At 45.6% G+C, this 17876-nt stretch carries 15 protein-coding genes; 7 read left to right on the top strand and 8 right to left on the bottom strand.

Translation table 11 applies throughout. The annotated features are described in order from the left end of the window. Nucleotides 1–95: 95 nt before the first annotated feature. The 4 genes from BUC02_RS16720 to BUC02_RS04455 form a co-directional block, all read right to left on the bottom strand. Complete coding sequence (locus BUC02_RS16720) at nt 96–419, bottom strand: winged helix-turn-helix domain-containing protein (protein ID WP_073319256.1); 324 nt, start codon at nt 417–419, stop codon at nt 96–98. After that, nucleotides 394–546, bottom strand: a complete 153-nt coding sequence (locus tag BUC02_RS04470) for a hypothetical protein (protein WP_249268968.1) — start codon at nt 544–546, stop codon at nt 394–396. Before BUC02_RS04470 ends, BUC02_RS16720 begins: the two co-directional genes overlap by 26 nt. Before the next feature lie 46 nt (nt 547–592). Further along, nucleotides 593–1654: a PDDEXK nuclease domain-containing protein gene (locus tag BUC02_RS04465; RefSeq protein WP_073319254.1), complete on the bottom strand. Its 1062-nt coding sequence runs from the start codon at nt 1652–1654 to the stop codon at nt 593–595. A 494-nt stretch (nt 1655–2148) separates the two neighbouring features. Further along, on the bottom strand, nt 2149–3558 hold the full coding sequence (locus BUC02_RS04455; protein ID WP_073319250.1) for an ATP-binding protein: 1410 nt from the start codon (nt 3556–3558) through the stop codon (nt 2149–2151). Between the two features lie 289 nt (nt 3559–3847). Here BUC02_RS04455 and BUC02_RS04450 point away from each other — a divergent pair, with 289 nt between their 5' ends. The 5 genes from BUC02_RS04450 (at nt 3848) to mutT (ending at nt 10343) form a co-directional block, all read left to right on the top strand. Then, nucleotides 3848–4837, top strand: a complete 990-nt coding sequence (locus tag BUC02_RS04450; protein WP_073319248.1) for an AbaSI family restriction endonuclease — start codon at nt 3848–3850, stop codon at nt 4835–4837. Nucleotides 4838–4875: 38 nt separating this feature from the next. Beyond that, nucleotides 4876–6309, top strand: coding sequence for a KAP family P-loop NTPase fold protein (locus tag BUC02_RS04445; protein ID WP_073319246.1), 1434 nt, complete (start codon nt 4876–4878; stop codon nt 6307–6309). 143 nt (nt 6310–6452) lie between these two features. Continuing rightward, a complete protein-coding gene (locus BUC02_RS04440) occupies nt 6453–7001 on the top strand; it encodes a helix-turn-helix domain-containing protein (protein ID WP_073319244.1) in 549 nt (182 codons plus the stop codon). Nucleotides 7002–7020: 19 nt separating this feature from the next. Continuing rightward, complete coding sequence (locus BUC02_RS04435) at nt 7021–9963, top strand: DUF3427 domain-containing protein (RefSeq protein WP_073319242.1); 2943 nt, start codon at nt 7021–7023, stop codon at nt 9961–9963. After that, nucleotides 9960–10343 (top strand): 8-oxo-dGTP diphosphatase MutT, encoded by a 384-nt coding sequence (gene mutT / locus BUC02_RS04430; protein WP_073319240.1) that lies wholly within the window; start codon nt 9960–9962, stop codon nt 10341–10343. Before BUC02_RS04435 ends, mutT begins: the two co-directional genes overlap by 4 nt. Nucleotides 10344–10527: 184 nt before the next feature. Here the strand turns inward: mutT and BUC02_RS04425 are convergent, their stop codons facing one another. Continuing rightward, entirely contained in the window at nt 10528–10848 is a 321-nt protein-coding gene (locus tag BUC02_RS04425) for a hypothetical protein (protein ID WP_073319238.1), read from the bottom strand. Nucleotides 10849–11290: 442 nt separating this feature from the next. Between BUC02_RS04425 and BUC02_RS04420 the strand changes: the two genes are divergently transcribed. Beyond that, nucleotides 11291–12469 (top strand): PDDEXK nuclease domain-containing protein, encoded by a 1179-nt coding sequence (locus BUC02_RS04420; protein WP_073319235.1) that lies wholly within the window; start codon nt 11291–11293, stop codon nt 12467–12469. 181 nt (nt 12470–12650) lie between these two features. Continuing rightward, on the top strand, nt 12651–14015 hold the full coding sequence (locus BUC02_RS04415) for an ATP-binding protein (protein WP_073319811.1): 1365 nt from the start codon (nt 12651–12653) through the stop codon (nt 14013–14015). Nucleotides 14016–14036: 21 nt separating this feature from the next. Here the strand turns inward: BUC02_RS04415 and BUC02_RS04410 are convergent, their stop codons facing one another. The 3 genes from BUC02_RS04410 to BUC02_RS04400 form a co-directional block, all read right to left on the bottom strand. Beyond that, nucleotides 14037–14471, bottom strand: coding sequence for a MarR family winged helix-turn-helix transcriptional regulator (locus BUC02_RS04410; protein WP_073319232.1), 435 nt, complete (start codon nt 14469–14471; stop codon nt 14037–14039). 8 nt (nt 14472–14479) lie between these two features. Continuing rightward, nucleotides 14480–15025, bottom strand: a complete 546-nt coding sequence (locus BUC02_RS04405) for a glutathione peroxidase (protein ID WP_073319228.1) — start codon at nt 15023–15025, stop codon at nt 14480–14482. Nucleotides 15026–15214: 189 nt separating this feature from the next. Next, nucleotides 15215–17836 carry a carbohydrate-binding protein gene (locus tag BUC02_RS04400; RefSeq protein ID WP_073319225.1) on the bottom strand — a complete coding sequence of 874 codons (2622 nt, stop codon included), beginning with the start codon at nt 17834–17836 and terminating at the stop codon, nt 15215–15217. Nucleotides 17837–17876: the final 40 nt, after the last annotated feature.

Genomic DNA, 17876 nt, shown 5'->3' with positions numbered 1-17876 from the left:
CTAAAAATTTCCAACCACAATAAAATTAGCCCCAAAAACAGGCTAAAAACCGCTCCAAAAGACACTTTTTGTTGATTTTTTGTCAATGGGAGTGATTATGTTTTAGGATGCTCCACGTCGTGCACCTCCCAGTGGCCACCGCGATCTCCGCCAATACGAGCAATGCGCCCAGACTTTGTGAGATTTCTCAATTGCCATTTTACGCCGTCAGCAGTTATTCCACAAATTTCTGATAACTCCAACCTAGTCACATTAGGATTGTTTGATATCGCATCAAGTATTTTCTGGGTAGTTTTTTGGGTAGTTTTTTGGGTAGGATTGAGTAGGATTGGGTGGGATTGGGTAGGATTGGGTGGGATTGGGTAGTATTGGGTAGTCTTTTGGGTAAATCCTTTATTTCCCGCTCCGGGCGGCGGCAATCTCGGCGTTGATTTCGTCGAGCGTCATACCTGCAGCAGGGCCGCGCTGAGCCTGCCTGCGCAATTCCATGAAGGCCTTCCATCCAGTATTATCTTTCTTGTTCTCTTCTTCTGATTTTTTCTTCATCGTATTTCTCCATTAGTTGCTTGAAGGGCGCATCTTCACAATACTCTTATCTTGCATTTTCAAATTCATTTACCCATTCCTTGACCTTCGCCTGCAATAGTTTCTTGTCCGGCAGGTACAGCTCATAGGCGGAGGCGTAAATATTCGCATCTTCGGGCAAAGTCAGCTTCACAAGGGTGTCCTTCTTCTCCTTGCAAAGCAGAATGCCGATAGTCGGCTTTTCAAAATCCTGCTTTACATAGCGGTCGTAATAGTTTACGTACATCTGCATCTGGCCTAGGTCCTGATGGGTCAACTTATCGACCTTCAAGTCAACGAGCACATAGCACTGCAGCAGACGATTGTACAAGACCAAGTCCACATAGTAGTTGTCCTCGTCAAAGGAGAAACGCTTCTGACGCGCTTCGAACAGGAATCCTTTCCCCAATTCAAGCAGGAAATCTTGCAATTTACCGATGATAGCAGATTCCAGTTTCGATTCCGAATACGAAGCGTCCGGCTTCAAGCCAACAAATTCAAGCGTCACCGGATTCTTGATGATATCCTCCGGCTTTTCCACAACATTGCCAACTCGCGACAGGCGGGCGACCTGTTCCTTGTCGCGGCTCAGCGCAAGACGCTCATACAGGCTTGAACCATACTGCCGCTGCAACTCGCGAAAAGACCAGTTCCCGGAAGTGGCCTCTATCTCGTAAAAACGGCGTTCATCGGCATTCTTGATACGCATGAGCACCAGGTAATGGGACCACGAAAGGGTGAATTCTGGCAAAACTTCAGATTGGGGCAACACTGTTGCCCCAATTTGCTGAGGACAATAAACACGGTAAAAAAAGCGACAACGCTTGAGCGTATCAACGGTCCACCCACTTTCATAGGTTGATAACAATCGTTCTGACAACTTCGATAGAATCTGCCTGCCATATTCCGCTCGATACTTACCTTTTTGCTCATCTTCTACAATTAATCGCCCAATCTGGTATTTCGTGTAGACTTCGGCAACATTCATTGCCGTAGCCACGCGAATTCGCGCTTGTTCAATCAAGTTCGAAACCTTATTGAACAGTGATTCCACCGCTTTTGCAGGGACGTTCTCTTTATTTTTAGTCATATAGCCTCCAAGGGGTCACAATTTGTGACCGGTTCTTTCCCGCTTCGGGTTGCGGCGATTTCTGCATTTTCCAATTCGTCAGCCGCTGGCTGACGATTTAAAACGAGGAGCAATTGCTCAAAGCGGAAACTACGTCTGCACTGCAGGCGCAATTAAGGTTTGTTTGTGTTTTAATTTGGGATGCTCTTGCGGTGCTGTTGGCGGGGGCTTTCCCCGGCGTTACCTGGCACCCGCCTTGGCGAGCGCACTTGAGCAGGTCGTGTTCCTGCCAGCTATCCAACAACATCAACAAGAAGGTTGATGAGCCCCACCGCGGATGCACGTACGGGCCGCAAGGCCTATGCCGACTGTCGCAGGGATTGTCGTAATACGGGGATAAATATACAAAGAGACCAGCAGGAAGTCAACACCCGCGCTATTCTTCGACGGCTTTCCATCCGCGATTTTTGCGAAGGTCTTCGTCTTCCCATATTTCATGGGGCCACACTTGGATTTTATTTCTCAATAATTTCCCAATGGCCGTTTTTGCGCGCGCCGACTCTACGGATGAGGCCGAGTTCCTGAAGTTTTTTCAAGTTCTCACGTATGGTTTCTCGAGTTTTCTGCATCTTATCGGCTAACTTGTCATAAGTGTAAGAATTATTCTCTTGCAACAAATTCAGCAATGCTTTTTGGGTGCTATTTATAGGCAGGTTTATAGGCAGATTTATAGGCAGATTTATAGGCGGATTTATAGGCGGATTCGCCCCACCTATATTCCATTTATTAGCAAGTTCCTTATACTGGTCGCTTGCACGGCATTCAACTGTAAGCCCGCCGAATTCGGCCTTTGGCTTAGGGAGCTTGGAATCAGTTTCTTCGCAAGCCAATTCGATGTTGTAATAGCCACGCCCCCAACTTTCCACATAGCCGCTCTTAAAAAATACGTTGGCGATATTGGGATTACGCGGTTTAGAAACATGCTTTTTGAAAAGGTCCTTCACCTTCACTTCTTCAGGCATGTTGCCCGGGTTCCACATCCAAATACGGTCAGAATAAATCTTGATTTGGATAGGAGTCGTTTCAGTGTAATCCTTATGGACGACGGCGTTCAACAACAATTCCCTGAAAGCGTCGGGCGGGAAAAAGAACCGCTCCTGGCGATTGATTCCCTCGTAACTCACCAACGCCTTCATGTATTTCGTGAAGATCAAGTCCATCGCCCGCTCGACCTGAATCAAAAGCGGTCCATGGATTTCGTCTTGGTACAAAATATCCGCTTCGGTCGCGAAAAAACCAATCTTTATATACGCTCCCGTAACCCAGCTTTCCGGGTCAGGATGGAAACACATCATGGCCGCCCGTGTCAAATGGCTACCTTCGGTGCAGCGGAGATTCTGGAGAAGATTCTGCACCGAGACACCGGCAGCCTTTTTATCGAGACGCTGCGATTCGACCGCCTTTTCCCTGAACAACTTTAGCGCTCCGTGATCCAACTCCTTCGTCGAAATTCCGGGAACAGGAACGGAATCCCAAGTGCGCCCCTGCATGAACAAAGTCAACCTGTTTATCTCGACACCGCTCAATTCTTGCACCGTGGAGCCTGAACGCTTGTAATAGCGGCCCCTGTAGCTAATCGGGACCGGATACTTGTCCACCTTGATTTCAAAGTAATCCAACCCACCAGCATTGAGCAGTCGCATCTCGCAAATGACGCCCATCGTGTTGCGAATCTTATTCGGAATATCTTCACTCAACTTATGAGCATTCTTAACACCACAAACATAGCCTTTATCGTCAACGCCGACAAAAAGCGACCCGCCTTCGGTATTCGCGAATGCGCAAATCCATTTCAGGTATTCATCTTGCCAAGACTGTTTAAATTCAGCGTATTGACATTCTTTAACCAAAACTTTCGTAGCCATGCAGCCTCCATGTAGCCGCGTTCGCGGCTGGTTGATGTTAGAGGCGTCCCCTTTACTCCGAAATCCCGGAATAAAAAAAGACGCATTTCTCCATTAGACGGAGAAACACGTCGGGCATTAATGTACCTAATATTCAGAATCTTGGCTAGGGGCTTAAGAAAATTTTACAGGGCGTTCCCCGGCCCAGGTCCCTGAGCTTGCCGAAGGGCCGAGTCGGGCTATATCGCAAGGGGTCACTATCCCTAACGCGGATTGCTATAATACAACATAACAATATATATTTAGGGCTATGGAAGAAAAAACTAAAATCAAATACATCTCTGAGATGCTTAATAAGCGTACAAAAGGGAAGGATTACGAGAATTTTGTAATCAACCAAATATATGCAAGGGTAGATAATCCTGAATTAGAAATTGTCACACAAAAATGTGTAAGACCCACCAAAGGCATTGACACAAAAAACCTTACTAAAGTCGGTAAAAACCACTACCTTATTGACCTGTATTTTCCTCAAATAAATCTTGCCGTAGAAGTTGACGAAGGTCACCATGAAAATATCGAAAATCAACTCAATGACAAGCAAAGAGAAAATCTCATAAAAGGTTCTGTTTCTTGCGATATAAAAAGAATAAAAATATGCAAGCCAGGAACGAAAATACCTCAAGAATATGACGATATTATTCAACAAATAAAAAAAATGGTTGTTGAAATAAAAGGCAAAATCTCCGAATGGGAAAAGGAAAACCATCAAAAGCTAAAGTGGATTACAAACGATGAAAAGATTGAAAGAGTAAAAAAATGCAAAGTTTTTGATGCTTGCAAAGCCATTCATTTTGGTGGCATAACAAAAGTTTTAAATTTATTGTCTGAAACAAAAAACTATAATAAATATCAGAGATGTGTAAAAAAATTTGACATCTATTCTATTTGGATTCCCGTATTAAGTGTAAGACTAGATGATGGAACTGTGAAAACTGCAAATGGGTGGAAGAACTTTATTAATGAGAGTGAAGATGAAATTTCAGAATTTCCATCTAGTAAGAGCTACAAGAAAGGGCTTGATACATATAAAGCTGAGGATGGGAGTTGTCCACCCAAATGGGGTACAAGAAAGAGAGTCATCTTTATGAAAATGAAGAATGATTTTGGAGATGATTGTTGTCGTTTTTTGGGGGTATTCAAACCCGACCATATTGAATATGAGGGAGGGAAACAGAAAAGAATTTATAAGCGAATTGCTACGACGATAGCGTTTGCTGAAATTGTCAGAAAAAGTTAATCCTCTTTTTCAATAACTAAAATACAGGATTTGCCGATATGAATAAACAAGATTTATTACATCGCGAACAGTATGTCAAACTACTCGAAAGCCTCATTGATAATAAAGTACAAAATCAAAATGGGTTTTCTTTTGCTATTGACGGTTCTTGGGGAACTGGCAAAACATTCGTCCTCCAAATGCTAGAAGGGAAATTAAAAACTAACGGTTATCTTATTTTTCATTATAATTGTTGGAGCAACGATTACTACGAAGAGCCTCTTATTGCGATTATATCAACCATTATCGACACCCTAAAGGACATTGATTTGCCCACAAGTGAAGAACGAAAAAAAGATGTTGTATCTAACGCACTAAGGTTCCTAGCGAAACTCCTATTCATGATTACCAAAAACAAATTTGGAGTCAATTTCCAAGAATTAGGAATAAATCTCGATGATTTAAAAGAGAATACAATAGAGGCCATTAAAGCCGACAAAAAGCCCTTGTTTTCCCATATTGTTGATGAACATTTTTCTATAAAGCAGAGCATTAAAGGCATCCAGAAGCAATTACTTAAATTGCAATCGGAATGGAAGGGCATTATCTTTATTGTAGATGAACTTGACAGATGCTTGCCCAATTATGCAATTAAGGTTATCGAAAGACTTCATCACATTTGTTTTGATTCCGAAAAAAACGATTTTAGATTTATACAAATACTTGCTATCAACAAAGCAGAATTAGCTGATTCCATTTCAAAGGCTTTTGGAAAAGATTTTAATATCGGGAAGCAAACAATAAATCAATCGCATTCATCGCAAAAAGCACTTGCATTCGCTGATTATTATTTTCAAAAGTTCATTCAGTTAATCATTCCTCTCCATATAGGGGATATATCAAATGGTTCTGAATTAATCCTAGATGGTTTCGAAAATGAATTTTTCGGATATGAAGAATCTGATAAAAAGATAATTGATGGATTTTTCTCATTAGTAATGAAAAACTTTTCAATGAGAAGCAAAATGGAACTCGTCAATCATACAAAGATGATCCATCAATTAACTTTAGCAAGAAATCCAGATTTACAAAAACCTCGTATTTGGATTCTTGCCGTTGAATTAGTAGATTGCCTGTATCGTTACCTATTGAAGCAAGAAAAACCCAAATTGAACTATGGAAAGATAGACCACCAGGGAATCATGTTTTGGCTTGGTGAAAAAGAAGGGCTAGTTTTTGCAACTAATAATAATGATTATCTAGATTTAATCAACCTGGAAAAATGGTCCCAAAGCTTTGTTGACGGTTATATTCAAGACATTGATGGTGGTGGCGTTTCCTTCAATTCCGTTACACCACTTAATTACGTAAAATACTTTTTCGTGTCTGAAGATAGTAAAGTTAAGCCTACCTCCCAAACTATTACACAGGATAGTATTCCTTTTGTTAAGGCGTTTCGGGAAACATTAGATATTATTGAACCGTTACAATAAAATCAAATGAAAAAAGAGATATTTCTGCCCCACCCCAAGGGGTTACAATCCCTAACGCAAATAGCCTAGAAGCTGTGTTATCTCCCGTTATCTTCTTTTAAATAGCAAAAAAAATCATAATGTGCACTATATGGCGTGGCTAAATGCTGCGCTATTTATATGTTTTCTGGGAACCCATCACAAGCGTTTATTATATGTCCCTACAGCAGAACATCGGCGTGGCCCTCAGGGCGTTGCGCGCGCAGAAAGGCGTCTCGCAAGAAAAACTGGCACTCGAAACCGGCATCGGCCGTCGTTACATGAGCGACATCGAGAACGGGCGCCGGAATGTCTCGCTCGAAATCATCGAGAAGATTGCCGAGTTTTTCGAAATAAGTTCCAGCGAATTCATTAAAATAATCGAGCAAACCGAAGAACCTCCCCTAACCATCGATTCGCTCAAGGATTACCTCTGCGAACTCGGGCATGAAGACGCAGTTGTCCTCGAAAGCCCCGATTATCTTTCGGCAATCGTTGGCGTTAGCGAAGATGGTCGCGTCATCTATTCGTACCCCAAAATGCTCCAGCACCTGGTTCTGAATGATGGGATGACATATGAAGAAGCGGCAGAATTCGTTGACTACAACACCATTGGGGCTCTGCCCTACATGGGCGAGAAAAAACCGATAATTTTGAACGAGATTATTAGATAAACGACATCCTTTTCGATTTATGGCCATCAACAAATTTATACGAAACAACAGTTCAAGAAACTTTTTTAACTATTTAGTTGAAAATTTAAGGAGCTGTGCAGAGTTTAAAATAAGCGTTGCCTTTATTACGTACGGGGGGCTACAAGTCTTACTTGAAACGCTTCATTTGTTAGAAGAAGAAAATATACCCGGCAAAATTTTGACGACAACATACAAGGAAATGACCCCGCCATCGGTTATCGAACGTTTGGCGAAATTTCAAAACATAGAGCTAAAAATCTACGTTCCTCCAACGAAGATTGATGGGTTTCACGCAAAGGGGTACTTATTTAAAAATCAGTCCAAAGACGGGAACTGGTCTATTATCATTGGATCATCAAATATTACTGGAAGGGCCTTGAAAACGAACGTAGAATGGAATGTTCTTCATCAGGACCTCCAAACGGAACGCTCCAGCGAATTCACGAAAAACGTATTACAAGAATTTGATGACTTGTGGAACAGTCCTTACGCCAAAGCATATTCAGACGATTTATTATCATCATACCGAGACTATCTTCAAAAGATAAAGGATACGATAGTATCAAAACATATTGAAGACATTTTCACTTACGATGACGCCGTAATTGAGCCCAATGAAATGCAAAACGAAGCTGTCGTCAAGTTAGCTCAGCTCAGGGACACGGGAGCAACAAAAGCTCTCGCAATTGCAGCTACTGGAAGCGGAAAAACTTACATGTCCGTTTTCGATTCTGTTCAGTTTAAGCCAAACCGTCTCCTTTTCATCGTTCACAGAGAAGACATCTTAAACAAAGCAAAAGAATCGTTCAAAAAGATTTATTACACCATAGACAAATCAATCTCTTTCGGATCCTTTACTGGCAATCTTGATGAAAGAAATTGCAGGTTTCTTTTTGCCACAAGAGACAAGCTTGCCCTGCATTATACAGAATTCAAACCGAATGATTTCGACTACATCGTTCTAGACGAAGCGCATCACGCATCAAGTCCTCAGTACGAAAATATTCTAAATTACTTCAAACCCAAATTTTTACTGGGATTAACGGCAACTCCAGAACGAACTGACGGCCAGGATATCTATTCCATATTCGACAATAACATCGCTATAGAAATACGTCTTCGCCAAGCTCTCGAATACAATCTTATTTGCCCATTCCATTACTTCGGATTGAAAGATGTTGATGGGATTGACTATTCCAAGATCACTGCAGCGCCAGGAACAAAAGAATTTATTCAACAAATCGCCAGCATGTTGATGATTGGAAAACGAGTTGACTACATCATTGAAAAACTCAAATTCTATGGACACGATGGAGAAAAGGCCAAAGTTCTCGGTTTTTGCGCAAACATAGAGCACGCAAAATACATGACTGATGAATTTAACAAACGTCTTTCTGCAAATGGGAAAGATGTCGCCATTGCGCTGTATTCTGGAAATGGAATAGGCACTACAACTAGAGAATATTATGTTAAACGTCTCGAAGACGATTCAGACAGTCTTCAGTATATCTTTACAGTTGATTTATTTAACGAAGGTATCGACATTCCTTCTGTAAACACAGTATTAATGTTAAGACCAACAGAGTCCAGCATCATCTTTATACAGCAATTAGGCCGAGGCCTTCGAAAGCTACCAAACAAGGAATTCGTTACCGTTCTTGATTTCATCGGGAATTATAAGAATTCGTTTTTGATGGCAATCGCTTTATACGGAAAGCCCGATTTTGACAGGGACACGCTTAAAGTTCAAGTTGCAAGTGACTTTGCAGAGTTACCGAACGGGACCTATATCCACATGGATAAAATCACCAAAGAGCAAATTTTGTCCCAACTCGAAGCAGAAAGATTCATGTCCATGAAATACATGAAAGAATCCTACAATGCATTCAAGAATTTGAGTTGTGGCGGGAAAGTTCCCATGTTGGTAGATTATCTAAAACAAGACGGAAGTATCGATCCGCTTCGTTTTACACAATTTAATGCGCAATTCAAGACATATATGGAATTCGCTTCTTATATGGAGAAGGATTCGCATCCAGAATTGTCTTTGGCATTAGACAACAACGCCTTCTCGGCAGCCATGCGTCTGTTCAGTTTCTATAGTCCGGCTAAAAGGGCTGAGGAATGGATTATTTTAAAGACCATTCTCGATAGTCCAAATTTCGAAGCATCCATCGACAAGATTCTTTTAGAGGCTTCCAAATACATACCCAAAATTCATCCTGAACGTTTCTATCATGCGGCTGACGTGTTGTCTGGGAAATATTTCGACAAAGCAGAATTGACAAAATACAGCAAGTCTTTGCTAGTTTTACAAAACAACTCGCTTGCATTTAACGAGGTCTTAAAAACGTGTTTAAAAAACGATGAGGTTTCGCTTCTGTGGTTGTCAGATTTGGTTCGTTACAATCTACTGCGTTTCCAACGAGAGTTTGAATCGTTCGATAGCGGGCTACCTTTCTTGAAATTATATCATGAATATTCCATGAGAGATATCGCCCTTCTATGCGGTTATAAGAAGACTCATTCCGCTTTTAGAGGACAAGGCTTATTAACGTTAGATTATCCTAATTATTACATCTTTGTAAATCTACACAAAGACGCCAACATCAAAGAATCTATCAATTATAAAGACAAATTCATCAAGCCCGATATTTTCCAATGGGAATCCCCCAATAGCACAACACAAGATTCTGAAGTTGGGAAAAATTTAATCGATAATATCAAAAGAGGCGTAAAACTGCACCTATTCGTCCGAAAATTCGAAGAAATCGAAGGCGTAACGCAACCATTCATGTATCTTGGTGAAGTGTTTACTTATAAAGATACCGTAAAAAACAACAAACCCATTATGATGGAATTTGGTTTATACAACCGTGTTCCTGACAACATCTATCGCGATTTCACGACAACCGTGGAAATAGAGGATTATCAATCATGAAACACATCGAAGTAGTAGCAGGCATCATCAAGGATAGCGACAAGATTTTCGCAACTCAGCGTGGTTACGGTGATTTCAAAGACGGCTGGGAATTTCCCGGCGGCAAGATGGAACCTGGCGAAACACCGCAACAGGCTCTAGCTCGTGAACTGAAAGAAGAACTCGCTATCAATGTTTCTGTCGGTGATTTTCTATGCACGGTTGATTACGATTATCCGACATTTCATTTGACCATGCATTGCTTTTTCTGCACGATTGTGGGTGGCAAGGCGCCGGAGCTTTTGGAACATGAAGCAGCCAAATGGTTAAGCATGTCAGAACTTCATTCTGTAAACTGGCTACCCGCAGATGTGGATGTCGTGAAGGCTTTGGAAAAGTAATTCTGCACGCGGTTCCGGGGTTTTAGGGGCGGAGCTCCTAGGAGAGGGGGTGTCCGAAAGACCCGGGGAGTGTGGCCATGGACCCTATCGGTTGTGCTTCGCGCTCCCTCCAGGGTGACATTAGGGCCACCGAGCCGGGGCTGCAGGCAGGGGGACTCTTCCCCCACTGGATCCTTCGACTCCACTACGTTTCGCTCAGGATGACGAAGCAATCGTCCTTGTCGAAGTCGGTGCCGAAGGCTTGCCGGTAGCTCGATTCCAGCGCCTCTCCGGGGGTGCAGTTTTCCCTGAACAGGACCATGCCGCTGTCCAGGCATTCCATGTCCAGTTCGCCGTCGGTGTCGATGCTTTCCAGCCGGAACGTGGACCATAGGCAATAGTCGGTGAACCCTTCCTGGATGTCTTCTTCGAGCAGGTTGTCGCCCGAGCCCGCCTGGACTTTCAGGAACGCCTTTGCGCTCTTGACCCATGCGAGTATCGCGCCGCCGAACGTGTCGTTTTCCATAGTGCCTCCGCCCCGAAAGATAGATAATGCTAGTGACAGAAAATGTCTTTTTAATTACGGTGAATTCGCCACAATTAATTTTCGAGAAATCTCTTGACAGGGGCCGCGCGAGAATGTATATTTAGTGAACGGGTGTGCAGACTTGTTCTTGCGCGCTCGACCTGAAATTACGACAATCCCTGCGACAGTCGGCATAGGCCTTGCGGCCCGTACGTGCATCCGCGGTGGGGTTCATCAACCTTCTTGTTGATGTTGTTGGATAGCTGGCAGGAACACGACCTGCTCGAGTGCGCTCGCCAAGGCGGGTGCCAGGTAACGCCGGGGAAAGCCCCCGCCAACAGCACCGCAAGAGCATCCCATAAAAACTAGAAATATAAGGCTCAACATACGTTGTGCATCTGCGTATTTTTGCCTTTGTATTGTTACTAAAGAGAGGTCTTTTATGAGAAATCGAAAGATTGAATCTCACAATATCCATATCGATTCTGATTACATCGAGTGGATTACGGAACTAAAGCAGCGTTACCGCTCGGCACAGGTAAAGGCGGTCATCAAGGTAAATGCCGAAAAACTGCAGTTCAATTGGCTGCTGGGGCGGGACTTGGTGCGCAAAAAGGCCGAAGAGCGCTGGGGTTCGGGAGTCGTGGAACAGCTCAGCCTGGATTTGCGGCGGGATTTTCCCGATGCGGACGGATTTTCGGTGTCGAATCTGTGGTATATGAAGAAATGGTACTGTTTCTACACGCAGAAAGAGGCTGTGCAAAAACTGCAACGGCCCGTTGCAGAATTAGAAAGCGAAAAACTCCAACGGGCCGTTGGAGAATTAGAACGGGCTAAATTTATGCAGAATGAAGGAACCTTACCTTCCATATTTACTAGCGTCCCTTGGGGGCAACATGTAGATATTATAACCAAATGTCACAGTATTCAGGAGGCTCTTTTCTATATTCGCCAGGTTGTTGATAAGGGATTAAGTCGCCCTGCACTTCAGAACTGCATCAAGGCGAATCTTTTCAGCCACCAAGGCAAGATAGTCAACAATTTTACCGAAAAACTGCCCGATTTGCAGAGCAAACTGGTTCAAGATGTGCTGAAAGAGAACTACGATTTCGGCTTTGCTACTGTTGGTCACGAAATTTACGACGAAGCCGAATTGGAAGAGGCTCTTACGAAGAATGTCACCGACCTTTTGCTCGAGATGGGTACGGGTTTTGCCTTCATTGGACGGCAAAAGGAGGTTCTTGTAGGTGGACGAAGCCGCAAAATCGACCTGCTGTTTTACCATATCCGCTTGCGCTGTTTCGTCGCCTGCGAACTGAAGGCAAAGCCATTCGAGCCGGAGTTTGTCGGCAAACTGAACTTTTACGTGAACGCGGTAGATGAGTTGCTGAAGGCACCCGAAGACAATCCGACAATCGGGCTGTTGATTTGTTCCAACATGGATTCAACCGATGTACAGTGGTCTTTCCGTGGGCTAGACACGCCGATGGGGGTCGCGACATACAACAACATCCGCATCAAAGATGCGTTGCCTTCGAAGGAACTGTTGGAAGAGCGCATGCGCCTTCTGCAAAAGGAAATGCATACTACGAAACGGCTCATTCGGAAAAAAGGCGAATAGCGCAATCATGGAGGGGCGGTGAAAAAGGAGGTTTTTTGATGAAGAATGGTGAAAAACCGCTAAAATCGCCTTTTTTGAATTATTTCTTTGGAAAATATCCAAAAATGACGAATTATTTGTTTGGAAAATATCCAAAATTGATTATATTTTTCTTTGGAAAATGTCCGGAGGCGGTTCTAGAATGTATTTTGAGCGAAAAATTGACAAATTCTTGTTGGAATGGTCCAAGCAAAAAAGCCACAAGCCGCTACTGCTACGTGGGGCACGCCAAGTAGGGAAATCTAGTTCTGTTGAGCACCTCGGTGAGCACTTCGAAAATTGCGTCAGCATCAATTTTGAAAAGAATCCGGAATACAAAGAGGTTTTTAACAAAAATCTGGATGTGAATAGAATCGTTGCTGAAATTTCCGCTATAAGTGCCCAGCCTATTATTCCTGGACAGACGCTCCTTTTTCTAGATGAGGTTCAGCTTTGCCCCGAAGCGATCATGTCGCTCCGTTTCTTTAAGGAAGACTTGCCCTGCTTGCACGTGATTGCCGCCGGATCACTGCTTGAATTCGCCCTACAGGAACTCCCGACTTTTGGCGTGGGCCGCATCCATTCCATGTTCATGTACCCCATGACCTTTGACGAGTTCACGCAGGCAAATGGTTTTGACAAGCTTCTAAAAGTCCGCGACCAGGCATCGAGCGATAAGCCGTTGCCGGAAACGATTCACAATAAATTCGTGGAACTTTTCAGAACCTACCTCATGGTGGGCGGAATGCCAGAAGTAGTCGCCAAATGGGTTGAAAGCAAGGACTATCTACAGTGTCAATCTATCCAAGACGACATTCTGATTTCGTACGAAGATGACTTTGCCAAATACAAGAAGAATGTCGACCCTACTTTACTCAGGGCTGCATTCCGAAGTGCGGCATTGCAAATCACAAAGAAATTCACGTATGCAAAGGTAGGGAACGGTTACAAAACAGAAAAAATCCGTGAAGCCATGCAGTTGCTTACCCTTGCGGGAATTGTCACTCCCGTAACACGTTCTGCAGCAAACGGACTCCCTTTGGGGAGCGAAGCGGATCCGTCTTACCAAAAATACCTGCTTCTCGATTCCGGTTTGCAATTACGGCTAATGAATATGTCCCTTGGCGACATTTCCGAGACAATCTCTGCGATTCTCACGGCAAGTGCCGCGGATCTTGTGAACAAAGGCTCGTTGGCAGAAATGGTTGCCGGGCTTGAACTTTTACGGAACAAGACGCCAAATATGCGGCACGAATTGTTCTATTGGACGCGGATGCAAAAGAATAGCCAGTCCGAAGTGGATTATGTGGATTCCCTTGGTGGACATGTCATGCCTATCGAGGTCAAGGCAGATACCCAGGGGGGCATGAAGAGCCTATGGAATATGATGCGCGAGAAAAATCTTTCGAACGCTTATCGTATTTCTCTTGAAAACTTAGGGCAATTCGACTATCATGATTCCGAAGCGGAAAATGCAATTCGCCACGTTCAAATATGTCCGCTTTACGCCATATCGCAGATAAAGTAAAATTGGTTGAGTAAAAGTTCTTTAAGGAGCCCCAAACCCTTCCAGCACTTTATACAGCAGGGTGTAAAGCGTCTTTGCTTCGGTGTCGGAGAGGTTCACGCAGCTGGCCATGGACTTGGGGACGCTTGCGGCCTTGCGCTTGAGCGATTCGCCTTCGGCGGTGAGGCTTACGGAAAGGCAGCGTTCGTCGCTCTGTTCGCGGGTGCGCTGGATGTAGCCCTTGGCTTCGAGTTTTTTCAGGAGCGGGGTGAGCGTGCCCGAATCGAGGAACAGCTTTTTGCCGAGTTCAGAGACGTTGCACTTCTTTTCTTCCCAGAGCACGAGCATCACAATGTACTGCGTGTACGTGAGGTCGAGCGGTTCCAGGTACGGGGCGTAGCGGCGCGTGATCTCCTTGGACGCGGCATACAGCGGGAAGCACAGCTGATTTTCGAGTTTTAACTGGGGGCAGTTCATGGCCGCTCCTAGAGCAACTTTTCTACGCAGGCGCGCACGGCGTCCATGTCGGCGGTGGGTTCGAAGCGCGCGACCACGTTGCCTTCGCGGTCCACGACAAACTTGGTGAAGTTCCACTTGATGTCGGGATTTTTCTTGTAGTCCTTGTCGATGCTCTTGAGGAGTACTGCCATGGCGGCGGCCTTCACGCCAAAGCCGAAACCTTCGAAACCTTTCTGCGATTTCAGGTAGGTGTAGAGCGGGAGTTCGTCGGGGCCGTTCACGTCGGACTTTTTCATTTGCGGGAATTCAGTGCCGTAGTTGAGCGTGCAGAATTCGTGGATTTCGTCGTCGGTGCCGGGGGTCTGGCCCTTGAACTGGTTGCAGGGAACATCGATGACTTCGAAGCCCTTGTCGTGAAAATCGGAATACATCTGTTCGATGGGCTTGTAATGCGGGGTGAAGCCGCAGCCGGTCGCGGTGTTCACGATGAGCATCACCTTGCCCTTGAAATTTGCGAGCGGGACCTGGTTGCCCTTGCCGTCGGTGAGCGTGAAATCGTAGATGGTTGCCATAATGAGCCTCCGTTTTGAGGGGTGTTGCTGACGGTGTTTTACCGCATTTGATTGTATACAATTAAATTTTATAAAATTTATCGTCGAAAGTCAATAGGTTTAAGCAAAAAAATTTTCTTATAGGCCGTTTTTTTACAAAAAAAGCCACCCGGAAGGAATCCCAGGTGGCAATTAGGCAAGGAGTAAACTCTACTTGAGCTGCACGCGGAGCGCCTTGGCCATGCCGGAGCCGCGTACCATGTAGATACCCTGGGCAAAGCCGGCTGCCTTGAGCGTTTCGGTGAGGGCGAGGCCTGCACGCGGTTCTACGCTACCCATAAAGCGGCCGTTTGCGCCATAAACCTTGAGCGAACACTGCATATTGGGCATAAAGTCCATGCTGTAGGTCGGCACCTTGCGAATGCCGGTGGTGCCGAGTTCTTCCTTGGTAAGCGCGAACTGGATCCAGTCGATATTCACGTAGCTACCGGTGAACAGCACGCGCAATACATGGTCGCCTTTTTCAATTTCGGAGGTTTCACCGTCCATGAGCGTATAGGTGTTCCAGTCTTCGGTTTGCGGCACCGCAACGGTATCGGTCACGGCCTTACCGTCGATAAACAGGCGAATACTACCGCCTTCAAGGCCATCTGCCACGCTGGCGCGGAACACGAACTTGCTTGTAGTCACTACGTTCACGCTGTATTCGAGCCATTCGCCTGCCTGGGTGTAACCAATCGCGTAACCCTTGCTGGCGTCAGCAGAATCGATCTGCACAATGTCGACACCGTCTTCGCGGTAGGCGCCACCTTCGTTCACAAAGTCCTTGTCGTAGAACGATACGCTCTGGCCGCCCATATCGTAGTCTTCGAGCTGCACAAAGCCCGGTACGCTAAAGATGGCCTTGTAAGGTTCCTGGGTCACAGCACCGTTAAAGTCGGCGAGCGGGATTTCCTTGATGTCGCGGATATAGCGGAAGGCCTTTTCGATACCGGCATTGTTCACGACGTCATCGCTGTAATAGTTATTGGACTGTTGCAAGGTATTCTGACCCGCCTGATTCTGGCCCACGCCTGCAGGGGAATTCTTGAACACGTTTTCCTTCACGGTAAAGCCGCTAGAGCCTTCGTCCAGGTAGATGGGCACATTCCAGTAATCCGCCCACTTGGACGTTCCGTTATCGTGGATATAGTTGTGTTGGATTTCGCTGCCGGTACCCTGGTTAGAGAGCGTGTAAATCGGGCCAGAGTCGCAAAGCAGGCGGGCAATATGGTGAATTTCGTTCCAGTTCACATGGTTATTGGTCATGGCTGTCTGCTGCTTTGTCCAGCCAAAGCCAATGGAAATACCGGAGTAATAAGTGTAAGAAACTTCGTTATGTTCGATTACCACATAGCGTGGGTAACCGGCGCCAATACCTACGGCACCCTGGTGTTCATTCGTCACGTTGGTGACCAGGTTGTTCTTGACCGTATCGCGGGTGCTGATTTCGTCCTTGTCGCTCGGATTGTAGGCGATATGGATTTCAGTCGTGGAATCCTGATAGAACTTGCCCAGCATAATGCCCGCGGCACCGATTTCGAAGAAGGCGTTACCCTGGATCATGTCATCGTTAGTGCCCGAGACAAAGTCGAGGCCCGTAGCCGCAATCTGCGAGAACACGTTGCCCTGCACCAAAAAATGATGCGCATTTTCGACACGGAAAGCCGCATCGGGGCGCCACAGCAGGTACTTGTTGCTATTCAACTTTTCCCAGTTCCCGCGACTAGGATCCGGAAGCACGTCTACGTTGAAGTTTGCGGCCTGCAAATCCAAGAAGCCCTCTTCGCTCGGGCGGGTATAGTTGGAATGGGCAAAGATCAGGCCTTCGAAGCTCATGTAGCCCACTTTGTTCTTGGTGTCTTTACCCAAAACGCTGAACAAAGTATTGAGGCGGGGTGCAACCACGTGGGCAGTCGCCATGCTTTCGCCTTCACGGGGCTTGTAATAAAGCGTTTGATTCTTTTCGTCCAGGTACCATTCACCCGGAGCGTCAATCAGGTCGTAGGAATTTTCCAGATAAAAGACCTGCTGCTTGGGCGGATTGCTCATGAAGGCGGTGCCGAGCATGGGGAAAGCGCGGTGGAACAGCTTGGTGCGTTCAGGATCCTTGGGGATGAGCTTTGCGGTGCCGCCGTTCACCTGGGCCTTTTCCAGGCGCAAAATGTTTTCGGACCAGGCAATCATCAAGTGGATTTCGACGTCTTCGATGTTCTTGATATTCTTGATGTAGTCGGCAGAGACATCGAAGGCGCGGCCCGAAGAGTCCACCTTCGTGAGGCGCACGAAATCGTGGTCGAAACCGCCGTTGCCTTTTTCCTTTGCATCAATCACGTTGGGGAAACATGCGCGGACTGCCTTGCGGTTGTTCACGTAAAGCTGGCGGAAACGGCCATCGACGCCTTCGGCTTTCCAGATGTTATTCGCCTCGTCGTGGATGGTCCAGCCGGTAATTTGCATACCGCCGGTAATGAGCGGCTTTTCGCCATCGGCCGCTTTATAACGCACGTAGTGGCCGTCTTTACCGCCGTCGGCTTCGGTGAAGTTAACTGTAGACGGAAGTACATAGGTGCCTTCGCGAAGAATGACTTCGATGTCGCCGGTCATAGAACCGTTAATAGCGCGCACGGCTTTTTGTGCCTGCGTGATCGTCTTGAACGGAGCATCTTTTGTACCCGCGGCAGCATCACTGCCCGAAGGGGAAACATAGAATGTCGCCTGAGTGGCGGCAGCGGCGGCACCTGCAAAAGCAAGCGTGCAGCCAAACGCCAAAGAAAGAATCTTTGCATTCATAAGAAACCTCACGAAAAATCCACACCAGTAAAAAAAATAC

It is taken from the genome of Fibrobacter sp. UWOV1 (genome assembly GCF_900142495.1).
Taxonomy (GTDB): domain Bacteria; phylum Fibrobacterota; class Fibrobacteria; order Fibrobacterales; family Fibrobacteraceae; genus Fibrobacter.
Note: the sequence above shows the minus strand (reverse complement) of the source record. Positions and strands in the feature narration are given on the sequence as shown.

Bases quoted from the DNA above. Each gene is read 5' to 3' on its own strand.
- BUC02_RS04435 (WP_073319242.1), top strand. From the start codon at position 7,021: ATGGCCATCAACAAATTTATACGAAACAACAGTTCAAGAAACTTTTTT.
- BUC02_RS04410 (WP_073319232.1), bottom strand. From the start codon at position 14,471: ATGAACTGCCCCCAGTTAAAACTCGAAAATCAGCTGTGCTTCCCGCTG.
- BUC02_RS04425 (WP_073319238.1), bottom strand. From the start codon at position 10,848: ATGGAAAACGACACGTTCGGCGGCGCGATACTCGCATGGGTCAAGAGC.
- BUC02_RS04440 (WP_073319244.1), top strand. From the start codon at position 6,453: ATGCTGCGCTATTTATATGTTTTCTGGGAACCCATCACAAGCGTTTAT.
- BUC02_RS04405 (WP_073319228.1), bottom strand. From the start codon at position 15,025: ATGGCAACCATCTACGATTTCACGCTCACCGACGGCAAGGGCAACCAG.
- BUC02_RS04465 (WP_073319254.1), bottom strand. From the start codon at position 1,654: ATGACTAAAAATAAAGAGAACGTCCCTGCAAAAGCGGTGGAATCACTG.
- BUC02_RS04470 (WP_249268968.1), bottom strand. From the start codon at position 546: ATGAAGAAAAAATCAGAAGAAGAGAACAAGAAAGATAATACTGGATGG.
- BUC02_RS04445 (WP_073319246.1), top strand. From the start codon at position 4,876: ATGAATAAACAAGATTTATTACATCGCGAACAGTATGTCAAACTACTC.
- BUC02_RS04455 (WP_073319250.1), bottom strand. From the start codon at position 3,558: ATGGCTACGAAAGTTTTGGTTAAAGAATGTCAATACGCTGAATTTAAA.
- BUC02_RS04415 (WP_073319811.1), top strand. From the start codon at position 12,651: ATGTATTTTGAGCGAAAAATTGACAAATTCTTGTTGGAATGGTCCAAG.
- BUC02_RS04420 (WP_073319235.1), top strand. From the start codon at position 11,291: ATGAGAAATCGAAAGATTGAATCTCACAATATCCATATCGATTCTGAT.
- BUC02_RS04450 (WP_073319248.1), top strand. From the start codon at position 3,848: ATGGAAGAAAAAACTAAAATCAAATACATCTCTGAGATGCTTAATAAG.
- mutT (WP_073319240.1), top strand. From the start codon at position 9,960: ATGAAACACATCGAAGTAGTAGCAGGCATCATCAAGGATAGCGACAAG.
- BUC02_RS04400 (WP_073319225.1), bottom strand. From the start codon at position 17,836: ATGAATGCAAAGATTCTTTCTTTGGCGTTTGGCTGCACGCTTGCTTTT.